The sequence below is a fragment of the Comamonas sp. E6 genome, assembly GCF_001010305.1.
GTDB lineage: Bacteria > Pseudomonadota > Gammaproteobacteria > Burkholderiales > Burkholderiaceae_C > Comamonas > Comamonas thiooxydans.
In genome coordinates, this window is record NZ_BBXH01000011.1 from 85893 (window position 1) to 99909 (window position 14017).

Consider the following 14017-nt stretch of genomic DNA (forward strand, 5'->3'; position numbering starts at 1 on the left):
GGCGCAGTTCACCGCCGTCATTAATATTTTGATAGCTGCTAGCGCCCAATGAAAAAGGACTTCAGAGTTATTTGACTCTGAAGTCCTTTGTTCATATGCGGTAGCAGCTCTTAAATTTGAGGCTCTCCGGGGGTCGAGCTGCGCACCTGGTTGTGCAGGCGGGCATAGAGGCCGCCCAGCTCCATCAGCTGTGCATGCGAGCCTTGCTCGGCAATCTGGCCGCGCTCCATGACCACCACGCGGTCCGCATGCTCGATGGTGGACAGGCGGTGGGCGATCACCAGCGTGGTGCGGCCCTGCATCAGCCGGTTCAGGGCTTGCTGGACCAGGCGCTCGGATTCGTTGTCCAGCGCCGAGGTGGCTTCGTCCAGAATCAGGATGGGCGCGTCCTTGTAGAGCGCGCGCGCAATGGCCAGGCGCTGGCGCTGACCGCCCGAGAGCTGGCTGGCATTGTGGCCCACCAGGGTGTGCAGGCCCTGAGGCAGATTGCGCACGAAGTCGCCCAGATTGGCCGCCTCCAGCGCGGACCAGACGCGGGCCTCGTCAATATCCTTGCCCAGCGCCACATTGGCCGCGACGCTGTCGTTGAGCATGACCACGTCCTGGCTGACCATGGCGAACTGCTGGCGCAGCGTGTTCAGGTCCCAGTCGGCCACGGGCACGCCTTCCAGAGTGATCTGGCCGCTGGTGGGCGAGAAAAAGCGGGGCAGCAGATTGACCAGCGTGGTCTTGCCGGCACCGGACGGCCCGACCAGGGCCACGACTTCGCCGGCCCTGACGTTCAGGCTCAGGTGCGAGAGGGCCGGAGCCTTGTCCGCGCCGAACTGCACGCTCACATCGCTCAGCTGCAGCGCGCCGCTGACCTTGGCGGAGGGCTTGAAACTGCCGCCTTGCTCGTCGGTGGAGCCTTCGAGCAGGGCCAGGCCACGCTCCAGTGCGGCCACGCCGCGCGTGATGGGGTTGGCCACATCGGCCATGCGGCGAATGGGCGCAATCAGCATCAGCATGGCCGAGATGAAGGCGGCAAAGCCGCCCACGGTCACATCCTGCACGCTGGCCGAGCCGATGGCGGCGCCGCCTTCGCGGCTTTGCCACAGGGCGATGCAGAGAATCACCGACAGCGCGATCGCCGCCAGCACCTGGGTCAGCGGCGTCATGGCGGCCGAGGCGATGGTGGCCTTGGTGTTCAGGCCGCGCAGCTGCCGGCTCAACTCGCCAAAGCGCGACTGCTGCGAAGCCTGGGCACCATGCAGGCGCACCATGCGGTGGGCCAGCACGTTCTCCTCCACCACATAGGCCAGCTCGTCGGTGGCCGTCTGGCTGGACTTGGTGATGCGATAGAGGCGGCGCGACAGCGTCTTCATGACCCAGGCCACACCCGGCACCATGAAGGCCACGATCAGCGTGAGCTGCCAGTTCAGATAGATCAGGTAGCCAAGCAGGGCGATCAGTGTGAAGCCGTCGCGGGAGATACTCATCATGGCCTGCACCAGCTGCTGGGCACCGGTCTGCACCTCGTAGACGATGGTGTTGGACAGCGCCGATGCCGATTGCCTGGAAAACAGGCTCATGTCCGCGGCCAGCAGACGCTCGAACAGCTTCTGGCGCAGACCCAGCATGCCGTCATTGGTGATGCGTGCCAGAGCGTACTGGCCCGTGAACTGGGCCAGGCCGCGAATGACGAACAGGCCGATCAGAAACACCGGCACCGTCCACAGCGCAAGCGAGCCAGCCGTAAAGCCGCTGTCAAGCAAGGGCTTGAGCAGTGCCGGCATGGCGGGCTCGGTGGCTGCCCCCACCAGCGTGGCCAGGATGGCCAGACCCCAGGCCCAGCGCTGGCCCGAGAAATAAGGCGTCAGGCGCTTGAGGCGCTGCATCAGCGGCAGCTCGGATGGATTGACGGGGGCTGCTTGAGCGGGAGCTGGGGCAGGGACGGCCTTGGCGGTCTCGCTCGGCGATGGGGACGGTGTGGCTTGCATAAGCGCGTGATTTTAGGGCTTGTGCTTTTGGAGTCCGCACGGATCTCAATAGATGAAATTTGGGATGAAGTTGTAACCAACTATGCCTGTTTGAATATAAAGCGCAAGCCTGCGGCAGAATCGGCGAGGGGATTGCCTCTGCGCTCATGCAGACTCTGGCATGCTCCCGATCTGAAAGTTTTGTGGCACTTGCGTTTGATCACCCTACTGAGCACGTTCTTACATCAGGAATCCGTCAGTGTGTGTAACATTCGCGCTTGTGTTTGTACCGGGCAATTCCGGAAATTTTGATGGCTGCCAATGACTATTGACCGACTTCCATCCCTGACAACCTGGGCGGCAGGGCCGCGCGCTTCCCGCAGAGCCATGCTGGCAACGTTAGCCGCCACGCCGGCCCTTCCGGCACTGGCCCAGTTCAGGGTTGAGGTAACAGGCGTGGGCCTGACACAGTTGCCGATCGCAATTGCCCAGTTCAAGGGAGAGGGCTCGGCCCCACAGAAGATTTCCGCCATCATCCAGGCCGACCTGGAGCGCAGCGGACAGTTCCGCGGTGTGGATGCCTCGGGCCTGGCGCTTGACGAGACCTCACGCCCCGATGTGGCCCAGTGGCGTCAGAAGGGTGCCGATTCGCTGGCGACCGGCAGCATCACGCGTCTGGCGGATGGCCGCTGGGATGTGCGCTTCCGCCTTTGGGATGTGGTCAAGGGCCAGGATCTGGGTGGTCAGGGCTTCGCAGTCACCACCGGCGATCTGCGCCTCGTGGCCCACCGCATTGCCGACTACATCTATGAAAAGCTCACGGGCGAGAAAGGCATTTTCTCCACCCGCATTGCCTATGTGACCAAGGCAGGTGCCCATTACCGCCTGTGGATTGCCGATGCGGACGGCGAGAATGCCCAGTCCGCGCTGTCCAGTCCCGAGCCCATCATTTCCCCAGCCTGGGCGCCCAACGGCACGCAACTGGCCTATGTGTCCTTCGAGTCACGCAAGCCCGTGGTCTATGTGCATGATGTAGCCAGCGGCCATCGTCGTCTGCTGGCCAACTTCCGCGGCTCCAACAGCGCTCCCGCCTGGTCGCCAGACGGCAGCCGTCTGGCCGTGACGCTGAGCCGCGACGGCGGCTCGCAGCTGTATCTTCTCAGCGCCCAGGGCGGCGAGCCCCGTCGTCTCATGCAAAGCAGCGGCATCGATACCGAGCCCTGCTTCTCCAGTGACGGCCGCACCATTTACTTTGTCAGCGATCGTGGCGGTGCACCTCAGGTCTACAAGGTCTCGTCCTCGGGCGGCAGCGCCGAGCGAGTGACCTTCACCGGCAACTACAACATCTCGCCCGCCATCAGCCCCGACGGCAAATGGCTGGCCTATATCTCCCGCGTAGGCGGTGGCTTCAAGCTCCAGGTCATGGATCTGGCGACAGGCACAGTGAACTCGGTCACGGACACCACGGCGGACGAAAGCCCGAGTTTTGCGCCCAATAGCCGTCTGATTGTTTACGCCACCATTCAGGGCGGCCGTGAAGCACTCATGACCACAACGCTGGACGGCAAGATCAAGGCGCGTCTGGCCGGTGCAAGTGGAGACATACGTGAGCCCGACTGGGGCCCGTTCCAAAAACACTGATCTGAAGTTTGCTTTCCCTCTTTCTTTCTAGTGATGAAGTCCGTTGTGGACTGTTCGGAGAAATCTCATGTTGACTATCAAACGTCTTTCCCTGGCTTTGGCTGTGACCGCGCTGGTCGCAGGTTGCAGCTCTGGCGTCAAGCTGGACGACAAGCCCGTTGACGGTTCGCTGTCCAGCCAGGGTGCTGGCGCAAGCGGCCAGGGCCAAAGTGGCGTGTCGGGCGTGGACCTGACCGGTTCCGCCGCTTCCAAGGCAGGCCCTCAGGGTGTCAGCCGCATCGTCTACTTCGACTTTGACAGCTACTCTGTCAAGGCTGATGCACAGCCCCAGATCGAAGCCCATGCCAAGTTCATCAAGGCCAACCCCGCAGCCAAGGTGCAGCTGGAAGGCCATACCGACGAGCGCGGCGGCCGTGAATACAACCTGGCCCTGGGTCAAAAGCGCGCTGAAGCCGTGCGCCGTTCTCTGGGCCTGCTGGGCGTGAACGACGCTCAGGTTGAAGCGGTGAGCTACGGCAAGGAAAAGCCCGCTGCTGAAGGTCATAGCGAAGACGCTTACGCCCAAAACCGTCGCGTTGAAATCAACTACCGTTAATGATGAAGCAGGCCTTGTTGACTCTCCGTCACGCAACGCTGCCTCGCATGGTGGCGGCCGGCCTGCTGGCCGGCTCTGCCATCAGCGCCCATGCAGCCCTGTTTGGTGATGACGAGGCGCGCCGCGCTATCATCGAACTGCGCCAGCGCGTTGACAGCCTGCAGCAATCGCAGGAGCAGACCCGCCGCAGCCTGCTGGATCTGCAGTCGCAGATCGAGTCGCTCAAGTCGGACCAGGCCAAGCTGCGAGGTCAGAACGAGCAACTGACACGCGACGCCGCGGAGTTGCAGCGTGGTCAGAAAGATCTGGCCAAGGGCTTTGACGAGCGCCTGCGCCAGTTCGAGCCCGTGAGCGTGACCGTGGACGGCGTGGAGTTCACTGCCGATCGCAATGAGCAGCAGGAATTCGAGCAGGCTCTGGGCATGTTCCGTTCGGGCAAGTTCCCCGAGGCCGGTCAGGCCTTCGCCGCTTTCCTGCGCCAATGGCCCAAGAGCGGCTATACGCCGTCGGTGCGCTTCTGGCTGGGCAACTCGCAGTACGCCACGCGCGACTACAAGAATGCCATCGCCAATTTCCGTTCGGTCATGACCAATGCGCCCATGCATGCTCGTGCACCCGAAGCGGCCCTGTCCATCGCCAACTGTCTGGTGGAGCTCAAGGACACCAAGGCAGCTCGCAAGACCCTGGAAGAGCTGCTGCAGGCCTATCCGAACTCGGAAGCCGCAGGGATTGCCAAGTCCAAGCTGGCGACGCTCAAGTAATGGCCGAATATTCTCAGCCTCAAGCGGAAACAGCGCCCCGATCCGGCGCTGTTTTTTCTATGGAAGAAGCAGATGTGCAGCGCCGCTTTGGCGGTTTGGAGCGCCTCTACGGCGTGCAGGGGGCAGCCCGGATTCGTGCGGCCCATGTGGTGGTGGTTGGTGTGGGCGGAGTCGGTTCATGGACGGCCGAGGCTCTGGCGCGCAGCGGCGTGAGCCGCTTGACTCTGATCGATATGGACCATGTGGCCGAGTCCAATATCAATCGCCAGATCCACGCGCTGACCAGCACTGTCGGTCAGGCCAAGATCGATGCCATGCGTGATCGCATCGCCGAGATCAATCCAGCCTGCGAGGTCAATTGCATCGATGAATTTGTCGATCCAGACAACTGGCAGCAACTCTTGCCGGCAGATGTTGATGCGGTGATAGATGCTTGCGATCAGATCAAGGCCAAGGCCGAAATGGCGGCGCATGCGCGCAAAACCAGGCAGTGCTTTATCTCCGTTGGTGCTGCAGGTGGCAAGCGCATGGCCCACTTGGTGGACATTGCAGACCTGAGTGCGACAACCCATGATCCGCTTCTGTCACAGCTGCGCTACCGACTGCGCAAGCAGCATGGCGCTCCCAAGGATGGCAAGCGCATGGGGGTGACTTGTGTGTTCAGCCGCGAGGCTGTCGCACCACCGGATGCATCTTGCTCAATCGAGGGCGGTGATGGCAGTCTCAACTGCCACGGCTATGGCTCGGTCGTGGCTGTGACAGCTACCTTTGGTCAGTGCGCAGCAGGCTGGGTACTTGATCAGTTGGCTCGCAAACCAAGCTAATCCAACTAATTCAAGAATTAGGCAAAGAGCCGGAAAAAATAGATTACAATAACGTCATTCCACTGATTAGGCAACTACTGCTTTTGATGTGTGGCAGGGTCTTTAGCTCAGTCGGTAGAGCAGCGGACTTTTAATCCGTTGGTCGCGAGTTCGAATCTCGCAGGACCCACCAGAATACATAAGCCGCTACAGCTGTTAAAGCTGTAGCGGCTTTTATGTTTTATTCCCGTGGTGGAGCATTCATCGCTCCAAGGAATTGCGGTTTGCTCTCCTGAGCGTTCATGGACACGGGCGGCCCTTGCTCTGTCGGCCTACGGTTCGGATAGCGCTCCGTATCGATTCCTGTGCCGGGTTATCAATCAGCAGAAACGACTCTTGCGAGGCTGAGTGGCCTCTGCAGCCAGGTTTTGTGCTTCACCAGAGGCTTTGTCCGTCGGAGTGGCGAACCTGCTTTTCGCTGGAGAGGCAGCGGCTCAGCAGATCGGTCAGTTTAGGTGATGGTGGAGCCAGGCCTTGTCTTCTGGCGGGCCAGCGGTGCTGGCGCTGGTCGCCGTGTGCTTGTCGAAAAAGCAGAACCCCGCTCAGTTCAACAGTGGCGGGGTTCGTCAGGAGATCGGAGACCGAGCTGCTGTTATGGGGTTTTGCTTCTTCCCCGGTAGTTCAGGTCAGTGGCCGAGTAGTTCTCACGCTTGCGCCAGTCCATTTGAATCGGGCCGGCGTGGTTGGCAGGATAGGTGATGCGCTCTTTTTCGCGATTGAGTTCCCACTGCTTTGCATCCACGATGCGATGGACTGTGGACTCTTTGGATTTGCTCATGGGGAAGGCGGCCTTCAATCAAGTTTCTGAACCTAAAGAAGACGGTACAGCTGCCGGGATGGCGAGTCCAGTGAATTCGCCTGATGAATGACGGATCGCCTGGATTGCGTTGGAATCACGACTACTAGGGGGTATTTTTAGGGTGGATGCGGATAGTTGCTGCTTGGAGGATGGGGCTGTGTTCCCGTCAAGGCGCCAGCCTTGAAGCGGCCTGAGCCCTGTGTGGCAGCTCAAACGCTGCAAACAGAGCGTCGGGGAATTCTCGTCGGGCATATTGGCCCCTGGAATGAGAAAAGTCCGCTTTGGAAGATGGGCAGGGTGATGGATTCCAGGTGAGCGATGCCTTCGGCTGTGACTGCTAGACCCAAATACATGCAGCCGGCGATCTGTCATCCACATCCTGCCTCGATGCGTATTCCGGTTGGGCCGACTCCTCGCGCCGGAGGCGAGGCATGGTATTGCATCGGCCCATTGAATCCACCGCCTGAGGCAGTCAGCCTGAGCATTTTCTTGGTGAACTGCTTCAGGCCGATTGCGACGCGCAGCTAGGGTATATGCGTTCAATGCGGGAGTGCTCGAAGTGAATGACACTCTCGTGAATCGTTAGCTTGCTTGAGGTAGGCAATCAAGTCGCTACGCTCCTTGGGGTCAGGGATTCCAGCGTACGTCATTGTCGTGCCTGGTAGCACCTTCATGGGCTGGGTCAGGAAACGATCGAGTGTTTTTTCGTCCCAGATAAAGCCGGAATTCTTCATCGCATCCGAGTAAGCAAAGCCGGGAACCGTGCCAGCACGCCGTCCCAACAGGCCGCAATGATGCGGTCCCACTCGGTCGTATGCCAGCGCATGGCAGGCCGCACAGCGAGCGTATATCTGCTCGCCAGGAAGTTTGTCAGGTGCTGCATGCACTGTCGCAGCGAACGACAGCATGCCAAGCAGCAGCCACCGTTCGGTGTTCATGATACGAATGCCGTGGGGACCGGTGCTTCGCCCACTGCCTGGCGCAGTACTGCCCAGTGCATGGCTTCATCACCCAGAATGCTGGCCGCAGCCTTGGATAGCTCTCGATTGCTGAACAAGGGAACGGCTCCCAGATAAGCACTGACGGCCCCTTGCTCCAGTCGTGCCGCAAAGCGCAGCACATCCTCCTGTGATTTCAGCTGATTTGCTGGGAAGTTGTAAGCAGTCTTGGGGACTACCGGCTTGCCACCCAGTTTTTCAACCGTCTTGGCAAGTAGTTCAGCATGCGCTTTGTGATGGCCCTGGAAGGTCAGGGCCAGATCCAGCACCGAGTGTTGTAGCAGTTTGCTTTCGGCTCCCAACTGATAAGCAGCGATGGCCTCCAGCTCTGCACTCAGGGCGGTGTTCAGGATTTGAGTGTCCTGGGCTTTTCCATCGCCGGTTTTGGCGGCCAGCGCTTCACGGCCGGCTAGTAGCGCAACAGCGGCACCTGAAAGCATCAGCCCGGATTGGCCAAGAAAGAGGCGGCGCGCCTCCTGTGGATGAGCGATATGCAAAAACGACATGATGCACTCCTTCGTAGGTGACGAGGCCAGCTTTGGGAGACCGGAAATCCGGTGGCCAGGGCAAGCACTCATCCATTGGATGGATCGGAGCGTCACCACGTTCCGCCCCTGTTGGCAGCAGGGCCGAGAATCAGATCGACACGGGAACGCTGGACGCGGATACACCATCCAATGGTCAAAGGAGGCGTACATGCCGCACACTCAACCTTCGAACCACAGCCCTGCGGTTGCTGATGCTTCGGATCTGGAGCTCGCTTTCAGAGCCGCAGCTGGCGATGAGGTGGCTTTCGAGGCCATCATGCGACGCCACAATCGCTTGTTGTTCCGCACCGCACGAGCCATATTGAAAAGTGACACGGATGCCGAAGATGTCGTGCAGCAGGCCTATTTGCAGGCTTGGCAGGCATTGGGGAATTTCAGGGCGGATGCCAAGTTGTCGACATGGCTGGTACGCATTGTCGTTAACGAAGCACTTGGACAGATTAGACGTCGTCAGTTGAAGATCGTGCCGCTGGAGTCCGCGATGGCATCGACCCAGCAGATGGATGCCAGTTGGCAGCAAGACGATATGGACCGCGGCCCCGATCGAACCGTCATGCGTTCGGAGTTGCGTCGAATCATGGAGGCGCGCATTGACCTGCTGCCCGATGACTTCCGCAGGGTTTTCATGTTGCGCGGCGTCGAAGAGATGAGTGCAGAAGAGGTGTCGCAGATACTGGAAATTCCAGAGGCCACGGTGCGCACGCGCTTCTTCCGTGCACGAAGCATGCTTCGTGAAGGGCTTTCACAGGATCTGGATATGGCGCTCAGCGACGCCTTCAATTTCGATGGGGAGCGGTGCAATCGCATCGTGTCCTTGGTACGGGCAAGACTACCCCGGCGTTAAGCAGACATGCTTGAATCATGGGTTCTGATGACCATGCAGCAAATGCAGACCGATTCGCAAGAGTGGATAGTAGATCTGCGCTTCACTAACTCTGGATTTCTTCATGCGTAGACCTCCCTGGGGTGGGCTCTCTACTTTTGAGTGGAGCGAGGATTTGAGGAGGCTTCAAAGCGGATAACAGGTGGCGACATATGCCACGAAGCCGTCATACAGAAAAACTCACCGCGGAAACATTCCTGGAGCAGCAGCTGAAATCCAGGTGGATGGCGAAGCTGGTGGATTGATTGACATTTTCGCCACGGCAGCTGCTGAGACACTTGTTGGATATCGATGATCATCGCTTCACATTGCATGCTTTTCCAGATTAAATATTGACAAAAGCCGTGTGAGTCGACTGTATGTAAGAGGGGGCATGCAGATGAACGATCTGGAGGTTGACGGGAATCGCCATCTCAATCATTTGATGAGATCAGGTGTGTGCGCAGAAGGAGTGGATCGCATACTGCGTGCGGTTCGCAAGCATCTGGGAATGGATATCGCCTTTGTCTCACACTTCGGTGCGGCCGAACGGGTGCTCAAGCATTTGGACAGTGTTTCGGGCGGGCCGCTCCATCAAGGCCAGAGCATTCCCATGCAGGAGGGATACTGCCTGAAGGTTGTTCATGGCGAGCTGCCCGAATGCATTCCGGACACAAGTTGTGTGCCGGCTGCTCAGCACATTTCTGCAACACATGCAATTCCAATTGGGTCTCATTTGAGTGTTCCCGTCCGTCTCACGGATGGGCATGTGTATGGGACGCTTTGCTGCTTCAGCTATCTCCCGAACCCAACACTAGGGGAGCGCGACATGCAATTGCTGCGCGCATTTGCAGAGATTCTGGCAGACCGTATCGAAGAGCAGGCTGCCGAGGAGCAGGTCAAGGCACGGTTGGTCGGTGAGGTCCGATCCGCGTTGGCGCACGGTGATCCGAGGATAGTTTTCCAGCCGATCTGCAGTTTGCGTGACAAGGCCATCTGCGGCTTTGAAAGCCTTTCGCGTTTTGATGTCGAGCCCAGGCATGCGCCGGATTATTGGTTCGATGTGGCAGACAAGGCCGGTTTGGGCATTGACCTGGAGTTGTGCGCTGTTTCCAAGGTGCTGCCAGCGCTGGAGCGGCTGCCCGCCAACAGCAGCGTAAGTGTCAACTGCTCGCCACAATTGCTGCTTAGCAGCAAATTCCATCAACTACTTGATAGCATTGATGATCTCTCACGTCTGGTCCTGGAGATTACAGAACATGCTGCGGTCAAGGATTACAAGGCTCTTGCCATTGGGCTGGAGCCTTACCGTCGCCGGGGCGCGAAACTGGCGGTTGACGATGCTGGTGCAGGCTATTCCAGCATGCGGCATATCCTCAATCTCGAGCCCGAGATCATCAAGCTGGATATGAGTCTTACTCACTCTATCGATACAGATGAGAAACGGCGTGCACTGGCCAGAGGCCTCATCAGCTTCGCGCATGAAATAGGAAGCCTGGTGATTGCAGAGGGCGTTGAACGGGCGGAAGAGCTGGATATGCTGCAAAGGCTTGGAGTGGATTGCGCTCAAGGGTATTTGCTTTCCAGGCCACTTGAGATTGATGCCGCGGCGGTGTTCTCGCTTCACTAGTCGGCAGGTGTCGCTACATGGGCGGTCGCATCGTTTGGGTGTCTGGCAACCGATCTCGTCCTGCAGACGGCTGGCTTAGCTGGCTTCGTTCGCCTGCATCGAGCAGGCCTTGGCTCTTCTCGTGACTCCTTTGCAAAGGGCCTGAGCCCATATGGAGCCTCGGGTGACGGGTGCTTGGTTTGAGCTTGGTTTGTGCTTGGCCCTAGCGTAAACATCTATGTAGTGCTGTCAATCAATGCGAGCATACTGTTTGCGAATATCAATTGCACGAGGACGCTATGAAGTGGCTGCTTGTCAGTTTTGCGCTCATGGTGTTGACGCTCTGCGTCAGCTTTGTCGCGTCGGTCGCGGACGACCTGAGGCAAGGCAGCGATCAGGATTGACTGCCGGGGTTTTCAGCACCCCTCATGAGGCATTTCCGCGCCATCGATTGCAATCGTCACGCCCATGATGTTGCGGTCGATTTCCATTGGGCGTCCAGACCCCTCAAGCTTGACGATGTCGCTGCCGCGATTGAACTGCCTGGCTTTGCTGGAGCAGTTTGATGTGCCTGGTGGGCGTTGTTGTGCGTCTTCCAATGCCTCGGAATGCCTGGCAAGCGCGCTTGCGAACGGTGTTGATCTGAAATTCACAGCTCAGGGCTGAAATCTCCAATAGCAGCTATGCGCCGTCGGCTCTGAGAAAACCCGAAGGAGCGCCTTGCTGTCTCCAACCGGAAGCGGCTTTGGAAGCAGCCTCAGGCAGCTACACACTGCACCACAACCGACTCGCTTGACCAGTCTCCACCAAGGACTCAATGCACCAATTGGGGCAAAAAATGAGTGCGGCTGCATGGTGCTTCTGGCAGAAGAAATACCTGATTTCAGTGATTGCGGTTGTCACCTTTGATCAGTAATATCGCGAACACATTTTTTGACAATTAAGACTTTTGCATACTTTTTGAGGTTTGGTGCATAGATTCCATCTGGGCCAGTCTTCTTGTCAAACCGTCTTTGCCACCATCCCCTTGCGAATATGAACGCCATTGCTCACTGCCGGTCCGAGACAAATTTTCGTGGCCGTGTCCGGCTCACGGCCTTGTTGGGCTCTGCCATCTGGCTCACTGGCTGTGCCAACCTGAGCAGTCAGGCGCTCTCGACAGAAGAAATTCAGTCGCAGGTCCAGGCCGATCGGCAAAGCCTCGGCAAGGACGTTGCTCCGCTGACTGGTGCGGTGAGTCTTGAAGAGGCCATTGCGAGAGCCATCAAATACAACGCAGCCCAGCGCCTGCGTGGCATGGAAGAGGCAGTGGCCCAGGGCACGGCCAATGTTGCCAAGTTCGACATGCTGCCCAAGCTGGTGGCCTCGGCCGGCTACCGCTACCGCGACAAGGACCTGATCAGCCGCAGCACGGACTCGGTCACGGGCGCGCCTTCCCTGGCTCATCCCTATATCTCGTCGGATCGTGAGTCGACCTTGGCTTCGCTGAGCTTCTCATGGAGCCTGCTGGACTTCGGTCAAAGCTATTACGCCGCTCGTCAGCATGCGGATCGCGCCCAAATTGCGGCTGAGCGTCGCCGCAAGGCCATACACACGCTGATCCAGGATGTACGTATCGCTTACTGGCGTGTGGCTGCGGCCCAGGCCCTGGAGTCTTCGCTGCAGACCGCAGGCCGGGATGCAGACAAGGCCCTGGAAGACTCGCGCAAGGTCGAGGCGGAAAAACTGCGCTCCCCCATGGAGCCGCTGCGCTATCAGCGCCAGTTGCTGGAGAACATCCGCCTGCTGGAGGCCATTCAGCAGGAGCTGTCTTCCTCGCGCATCGAGCTGGCATCCTTGATGGGGGTCTCGCCCGCAGAGCTGAACCAGCCGCTGCGCGTGATCGAGCCTGCGGCCTCGAATGCCCAGCGCTGGCTGGAGCAGCCGGTGGACAAGCTGGAGGACCGGGCCCTGCTGCTGAACCCGGATCTGCGCGAGAGCCTGTACAACGCCCGTATCGCCAATGAAGAGACCAAGCGCGTCATGCTGCGCATGTTCCCCGGCCTTTCCTTCAACTACGGTGTCAACAAGAGCAGCGACAGCTATCTGATCAACGACCGCTGGCAGGATGCGGGCCTGCAGATCTCCTTCAATCTGCTGGGGCTGCTATCACTGCCTGCACAGCGTCAGCTGGCCGATGCGGGTGTCCAGCTGGCCGATCAGCGTCGTCTGGCTACCCAGATGGCGGTATTGACACAGCTGCATGTAGCGCGTTTGCAATTTGCGAACGCCGTGCGCCAGTATGAAAGAGCGCAGACCATTGCCTCCGTGGACCAGCGTCTGTCCGAGCATGTGAACAACCAGGTGCAGGCCGACAAGCTCAATGCGCTTGAACGGGTCTCCCAGCAGACCACAACTATTCTTTCCGTGCTGCGTCGTTACCAGGCCCAATCCAATATGCAGGCCGCCAGTTCCCGTCTGCAAGCCACCTTGGGCATGGAGCCCGTGATCGAGGGCTCCGACAGCATGCCCTTGCTCGAACTCACGCAGGCCGTTGGCAAATCGCTGCAAAGCTGGGACGCGGGCCAATTCCAATGAAGTCTTGCGTGTCTCCCTTGATTCTGGGTCTGGCGTTGTGCCTGTCGCTCACCGCCCACGCCCAGCACGGCTCCTCAGTCCAGAGCTTTCCCAAGACTCAGGCACCCTTGCCCAGTGTGCTGGACCAGCGTGAGATCCGTGCCCAGCTTTCACCGCGCCGCTACACCACTCTGGCAGCAGAGATCGGTGCCAAGGTACAGCGTCTGCCCGTGGTGGAGGGGGGCGCATTTCGTCAGGGACAGTTGCTGGTGCAGTTTGACTGCAGCCTGCCGCAAGCCCAGTTGAACAAGGCACAGGCAGGGGTGGATGCCACCGAGAAGACCTGGAAGGCCAACCAGCGCCTGGCCGAGCTGAACTCTGTCGGCAAGGTGGAGCTGGATGTCTCTCAGGCCGAATGGAACAAGGCCAGGGCCGAGGTCGCCGCCAACCGCAGCTTGCTGAGCAAATGCCAGATCACCGCACCCTATGCGGGTCGCGTGGCCGAGCAGAAGATCCGCGAGCAGCAATATGCGCAGCCGGGCCAGGCGCTGCTGGACATTCTGGACGACTCCGCGCTGGAACTGGAGTTTCTGGTGCCTTCGCGCTGGCTCAGCTGGCTGCATTCGGGCTCGGAATTCCAGGTGCGCATTGACGAGACCGGCAAAACCTATCCCGCCAAGGTGCAGCGCCTGGCTGCGCGCGTGGACCCGGTGAGCCAGTCGGTGAAAGTCAATGCGGCCATTCACGGAAAGTTTACCGAGCTGATCGCCGGAATGAGCGGGCAGGTGCTGCTGGCACCACCCCAGACTGGCAAGCCCTAGACATTC

The 14017-nt window shown here is 59.4% G+C and carries 12 protein-coding genes and 1 tRNA gene; 9 read left to right on the forward strand and 4 right to left on the reverse strand.

Going from position 1 to position 14017, the window contains the following annotated elements; all coding sequences use genetic code 11:
• Nucleotides 1–110: 110 nt before the first annotated feature.
• A complete protein-coding gene (gene msbA / locus CSE6_RS10190) occupies nucleotides 111–1979 on the reverse strand; it encodes a lipid A export permease/ATP-binding protein MsbA (RefSeq protein ID WP_034356707.1) in 1869 nt (622 codons plus the stop codon).
• A 300-nt stretch (nucleotides 1980–2279) separates the two neighbouring features.
• On the opposite strand from msbA, the gene tolB reads away from it, so the two are divergent.
• The 5 genes from tolB (at nucleotide 2280) to CSE6_RS10215 (ending at nucleotide 5951) form a co-directional block, all read left to right on the forward strand.
• Nucleotides 2280–3599 carry a Tol-Pal system beta propeller repeat protein TolB gene (gene tolB, locus CSE6_RS10195; RefSeq protein ID WP_034361226.1) on the forward strand — a complete coding sequence of 440 codons (1320 nt, stop codon included), beginning with the start codon at nucleotides 2280–2282 and terminating at the stop codon, nucleotides 3597–3599.
• Between the two features lie 67 nt (nucleotides 3600–3666).
• Nucleotides 3667–4194 (forward strand): peptidoglycan-associated lipoprotein Pal, encoded by a 528-nt coding sequence (gene pal, locus CSE6_RS10200; RefSeq protein ID WP_034356711.1) that lies wholly within the window; start codon nucleotides 3667–3669, stop codon nucleotides 4192–4194.
• The gene (ybgF, locus tag CSE6_RS10205) at nucleotides 4194–4955 is read left to right on the forward strand and encodes a tol-pal system protein YbgF (protein ID WP_012837777.1); all 762 of its coding nucleotides are present in this window, start codon (nucleotides 4194–4196) and stop codon (nucleotides 4953–4955) included. The genes pal and ybgF overlap by 1 nt, the downstream gene beginning before the upstream one ends.
• Nucleotides 4955–5779 carry a ThiF family adenylyltransferase gene (locus CSE6_RS10210; RefSeq protein ID WP_034356714.1) on the forward strand — a complete coding sequence of 275 codons (825 nt, stop codon included), beginning with the start codon at nucleotides 4955–4957 and terminating at the stop codon, nucleotides 5777–5779. The genes ybgF and CSE6_RS10210 overlap by 1 nt, the downstream gene beginning before the upstream one ends.
• A gap of 96 nt (nucleotides 5780–5875) precedes the next feature.
• Nucleotides 5876–5951, forward strand: a tRNA-Lys gene (locus tag CSE6_RS10215).
• A 459-nt stretch (nucleotides 5952–6410) separates the two neighbouring features.
• Here CSE6_RS10215 and CSE6_RS10220 read toward each other — a convergent pair.
• From CSE6_RS10220 to CSE6_RS10230, 3 genes are all read right to left on the reverse strand, one after another.
• Nucleotides 6411–6596, reverse strand: a complete 186-nt coding sequence (locus CSE6_RS10220; protein WP_003070780.1) for a hypothetical protein — start codon at nucleotides 6594–6596, stop codon at nucleotides 6411–6413.
• 560 nt (nucleotides 6597–7156) lie between these two features.
• On the reverse strand, nucleotides 7157–7555 hold the full coding sequence (locus CSE6_RS10225) for a cytochrome c family protein (RefSeq protein ID WP_045839707.1): 399 nt from the start codon (nucleotides 7553–7555) through the stop codon (nucleotides 7157–7159).
• Nucleotides 7552–8121, reverse strand: coding sequence for a ferritin-like domain-containing protein (locus CSE6_RS10230; protein ID WP_059440459.1), 570 nt, complete (start codon nucleotides 8119–8121; stop codon nucleotides 7552–7554). The genes CSE6_RS10225 and CSE6_RS10230 overlap by 4 nt, the downstream gene beginning before the upstream one ends.
• Nucleotides 8122–8311: 190 nt before the next feature.
• On the opposite strand from CSE6_RS10230, the gene CSE6_RS10235 reads away from it, so the two are divergent.
• The 4 genes from CSE6_RS10235 to CSE6_RS10250 all read left to right on the forward strand — a co-directional run bounded on the left by CSE6_RS10235 (nucleotide 8312) and on the right by CSE6_RS10250 (nucleotide 14011).
• Entirely contained in the window at nucleotides 8312–9007 is a 696-nt protein-coding gene (locus tag CSE6_RS10235; RefSeq protein WP_059440531.1) for an RNA polymerase sigma factor, read from the forward strand.
• Between the two features lie 412 nt (nucleotides 9008–9419).
• A complete protein-coding gene (locus CSE6_RS10240; protein WP_059440460.1) occupies nucleotides 9420–10655 on the forward strand; it encodes an EAL domain-containing protein in 1236 nt (411 codons plus the stop codon).
• Between the two features lie 1014 nt (nucleotides 10656–11669).
• On the forward strand, nucleotides 11670–13211 hold the full coding sequence (locus CSE6_RS10245; protein WP_238585678.1) for a TolC family protein: 1542 nt from the start codon (nucleotides 11670–11672) through the stop codon (nucleotides 13209–13211).
• Nucleotides 13212–13228: 17 nt separating this feature from the next.
• Nucleotides 13229–14011, forward strand: coding sequence for an efflux RND transporter periplasmic adaptor subunit (locus CSE6_RS10250; protein ID WP_034356737.1), 783 nt, complete (start codon nucleotides 13229–13231; stop codon nucleotides 14009–14011).
• Nucleotides 14012–14017 lie beyond the last annotated feature (6 nt).

Excerpts from the sequence above, each read along its gene's own strand:
- CSE6_RS10225 (WP_045839707.1), bottom strand. The coding sequence starts at position 7,555 with ATGAACACCGAACGGTGGCTGCTGCTTGGCATGCTGTCGTTCGCTGCG.
- ybgF (WP_012837777.1), top strand. The coding sequence starts at position 4,194 with ATGATGAAGCAGGCCTTGTTGACTCTCCGTCACGCAACGCTGCCTCGC.
- msbA (WP_034356707.1), bottom strand. The coding sequence starts at position 1,979 with ATGCAAGCCACACCGTCCCCATCGCCGAGCGAGACCGCCAAGGCCGTC.
- CSE6_RS10245 (WP_238585678.1), top strand. The coding sequence starts at position 11,670 with ATGAACGCCATTGCTCACTGCCGGTCCGAGACAAATTTTCGTGGCCGT.
- CSE6_RS10240 (WP_059440460.1), top strand. The coding sequence starts at position 9,420 with ATGCAGATGAACGATCTGGAGGTTGACGGGAATCGCCATCTCAATCAT.
- CSE6_RS10220 (WP_003070780.1), bottom strand. The coding sequence starts at position 6,596 with ATGAGCAAATCCAAAGAGTCCACAGTCCATCGCATCGTGGATGCAAAG.
- CSE6_RS10230 (WP_059440459.1), bottom strand. The coding sequence starts at position 8,121 with ATGTCGTTTTTGCATATCGCTCATCCACAGGAGGCGCGCCGCCTCTTT.
- tolB (WP_034361226.1), top strand. The coding sequence starts at position 2,280 with ATGACTATTGACCGACTTCCATCCCTGACAACCTGGGCGGCAGGGCCG.
- CSE6_RS10235 (WP_059440531.1), top strand. The coding sequence starts at position 8,312 with ATGCCGCACACTCAACCTTCGAACCACAGCCCTGCGGTTGCTGATGCT.
- pal (WP_034356711.1), top strand. The coding sequence starts at position 3,667 with ATGTTGACTATCAAACGTCTTTCCCTGGCTTTGGCTGTGACCGCGCTG.
- CSE6_RS10210 (WP_034356714.1), top strand. The coding sequence starts at position 4,955 with ATGGCCGAATATTCTCAGCCTCAAGCGGAAACAGCGCCCCGATCCGGC.